The sequence below is a fragment of the Paenibacillus sp. Soil522 genome (genome assembly GCF_001428245.1).
In the GTDB taxonomy this organism is placed as follows: Bacteria; Bacillota; Bacilli; order Paenibacillales; family Paenibacillaceae; genus Pristimantibacillus.
Map to the genome: position 1 here is coordinate 1 of NZ_LMRV01000116.1, position 3,549 is coordinate 3,549.

At 40.2% G+C, this 3,549-nt stretch carries 2 protein-coding genes and 1 pseudogene; 2 read left to right on the forward strand and 1 reads right to left on the reverse strand.

What is annotated here, in order from left to right; translation table 11 throughout:
- Positions 1 to 159 (reverse strand): annotated as a pseudogene (locus ASG81_RS31555) (MFS transporter); the annotation flags it as partial.
- A gap of 781 nt (positions 160 to 940) precedes the next feature.
- On the opposite strand from ASG81_RS31555, the gene ASG81_RS29395 reads away from it, so the two are divergent.
- Together ASG81_RS29395 and ASG81_RS29400 are read left to right on the forward strand one after the other, a co-directional pair.
- Positions 941 to 2,269 (forward strand): ATP-binding protein, encoded by a 1,329-nt coding sequence (locus ASG81_RS29395; RefSeq protein ID WP_056643379.1) that lies wholly within the window; start codon positions 941 to 943, stop codon positions 2,267 to 2,269.
- A 205-nt stretch (positions 2,270 to 2,474) separates the two neighbouring features.
- Positions 2,475 to 3,113, forward strand: coding sequence for a transposase (locus tag ASG81_RS29400; protein ID WP_081417664.1), 639 nt, complete (start codon positions 2,475 to 2,477; stop codon positions 3,111 to 3,113).
- The last annotated feature ends 436 nt before the right edge of the window (positions 3,114 to 3,549 follow it).

The window sequence follows — 3,549 nt, forward strand, 5'->3', positions numbered from 1 at the left end:
CATGGTAGCTTTCTGAGTATCCGACAACCCGAAATCTTTGGTAATGAAGAGTGATAAAGCACCAATAAATACCCAAATCATAAAGCTTACATCAAAGTAAAGAAAAGCTGACAACAAACTCGGGAAGTGACCAGACTTACGAAATCCTTTAGCATCCATTACACATACCTCCTAAAATTGATAAACCATACTTCTCTTTTCCCGGCAGCAATGGGGCAAAAAGAGGCCGACTAATAGGACCGCATAAATGCGAATCCAGATTAATCGGCCCCATTGCCATTGCAGCCACACCGTCGTGACTGACTTTTTTGATGATTGATACAACAAAATAATTCATAAAAGCCTATCCGTGCACTTTATTATAGGATAGGCTGCATTGCCGGAGGATGACACATCATTGTGTCGTTGTGCTTCTAAAATTACTATAATTAGCTTTCATGATAATGTCAACAAATATAACATTAAAAAATTGAAAAATTATTTTTAGGTCTAATTCCTTAGCGTTTTTACGATTTTTGTGTTAGGTAAAGTTACATCAATTAGTTTTCTTTGAGAGAAATCGGTATTTGGAGTGATATGGTTAACCTTATCGCTCTAACGACCGGGTTCTTGGGAATTGTACTAGTAAATTAGAACTAGACAACTTCCAACATTATACTTTAACTAGACAAATCTCGAGCTAATTAGTATAATTTTACTATATGTGAACGGGAAAATACGATGGTATTTACATTGTTGTTAATGCCATCTGGGCAATGGGGCCCTGCATGACCTTTTGAAGACAAGGAGTTTTTTTTGTCTGGATTCAAGAGGTTTTGCAGGGTTTTTTTGTATTGCGGTGAATTTTAGATTCCTGAAAATACATCGGGAATCCGAGACAAAGCTTGATTTGGATGAACGGGCGATCGCCAATCAAAAGCAGCCAAGGGGTAGATAAAACTTGAATCGTATTTTGAATTTTTGGGAATGGTTAGAGTGTAAAGTTGTAATTTTAAAGATTCCTATTTTATATGCTCTTATTGGAGGGTTGGGGATATGGTTCTCCGATAAACTATTTTTCACTTTTGTATTGGATGCTAATCAGGAGATAATCGTCAACATTCATATCGTAAGGGGTTTTCTCCTTATTTTATCATCCTTCTGCATTATTTGTTTTTTGATCCATCGTTCGGAGAAAACGCTAAGAGAAAGCGAAGCGCAGTTTAGATCGCTTTTTGATCATAACCCGGATGCCATTTATTCTTTTGATCAAGAGGGTAATCTCCTTGCTGTTAATCCAATAGCGGAAATCATTACTGGTTATCATTCGGAAGAGCTGTTTGAGCAGTCATTCCGATTGTTGGTTTCAAAAGAAAGTATGAACAGGACCATGGAATGCTTTGGTGAATCGCTGAAAGGTATGCCTCAAATTTATGAAATTACGATGCTTCATAAGCAAGGACATCAGGTAGAATGTTACGCAAAAAATGTTCCGATTATTGTAAAAGATAAAATTGTAGGCGTACACGTCATCGTTAAGGATTTAACGGAGCAAAAGAGGACACAGGAATTGCTGCAGAAGACGGACAGATTGGCCGTTGTCGGGAAACTGGCTGCAGGCATTGCTCATGAGATCCGGAATCCATTGACTGCGGTTAAGGGTTTTATTCAATTATTGTGCAGCAGAGTAGATGGATTTCAAGATTATTTCTCTATCATTTTACGTGAGCTGGGCCGTATTGAAGTTATAGTGGGGGAGTTTTTGATTATCGCAAAGCCGCAGGCTAAACAGATTAGTCTAAGAGATCCGATTGTTCTTTTGAAAGATGTTATTAAATTACTTGATAGTCAAGCCATTATGAATAATGTTCAATTTTCACTGGAAACTGGTTTAGATATCCCATTCATAACATGTGAAGAGAATCATTTGAAACAGGTATTTATAAATGTATTAAAAAACGCAATTGAATCCATGCCGTCCGGCGGGAACGTTGAAATCAAGATTCGGAAAAATGACGAAAAAAGTATTTTAATCCGTATCGTTGACCAAGGCTGCGGGATACCTATAGAGAGAATGCCCAAACTGGGAGAACCCTTCTATACAACCAAAGAAAAGGGAACAGGGCTGGGTCTGATGGTTAGCTATAAAATCATTGAAGCTCATCAGGGGCAGATAAACATCAGGAGTGAAATGGGCAAAGGTGCAATCGTGGAGATAGTTTTACCAATTGAAATGGAGAAGTCTGACCTGGATAGAGTTTCTCCTGTAAAACGAATATATTATATGTAAAAAAATTTCAGTATCTCGCCGGGAGGGCACTGAAATTAACCGCCTAGTATTTGGAAACTGTCGAGATCAATGTCTCAGCAGTTATTTTTGTCGATTTAGTTCAACTAATCACCGCGTTAATGCAGTATAATATAGTAACATTACTACTGGTGAGGTGCTCTATGCTAGGACCTAGACAAACGGAACTCTCGTTCTTTAGTCAGCTATACGACTTAATACGGGGCCAATATCAGACGGTAACTATCTGCAAACGCTCGTAAACCGAACCAAAGAAACTGGCATGGAAGTGAAAGAGGTATTGGCGGATTGCGCCTACTCAGGTAAAGACAACTTGGATTATCTGTACGAAGATGAGATTACACCGATCATACTGCTGCAACCACAGGTACTGGAAGACCACAAAGATACTGGTTTTGAGTACATAAAAGATGCACAGGGAATGTGTTGCCCGGCCGGACATATGAGCATCCGCAAAGCAAAGCAAAGAAAAAAGAAGGGGACAAACAAGAACCAGCAGAACACCTATTACTTCGATGTGACTAAATGCCAAACATGCCCTCTTCGTGAAGGCTGTTACAAGCCGGGAGCCAAGACTAAAACCTATTCCGTGCGAATTATCTCTTCTACACATCAACGCGCAAGTGATTACCAAGCGTTTACTCAGAGAAAAAAAGTGCGGGGGCAGATTGAGTCTAAAAATGCAGAAATGAAACAAGCCCATGGCATGGTGAAAGCCAAATACACAGGTTTGTTTGGCATGGAAATACAAGCCTATCTAACGTCCATCGTGGTCAATGTAAAACGTATGATACGGTTGATCGAAGAGGCTAAAGTGGCTGCATAGCCACGAGATCTTTCTTATAAATTCAAGTAAAACAATGAAAAGGCCATGAATCTCAACTATTGTTGAAAAACATGGCCTTTTTCAGTGCCCTCCCTCGCCGGTACTGGGTTTGTTGTATACTTGGCGAAAAGAAAAAGTGAGTTGAGTATTGTTGGTGCTGTTGGAACAGTCAACAGCAGACGGAATGACATAACGCCTGTCGTACCGCTGTACCCCCATAGCAAAACAAACGGCAAGAGCCGCTCGCTGGTCTACTACTTTGACATTTGCTAAAAGAGCAAAAGCAGCCCGCCCTCGGTTGAGGATGGACTGCTATCGGAATCAACGTCTGAACCTCGGCGCTGTCGTGCTTAGAAATTAACGCCGGATTCCTTTGTAGCCCAAGACTTTCTCCAAGAGCGAGTTACAGCGTAGAAAACAAGTGTCGAGACTAAAA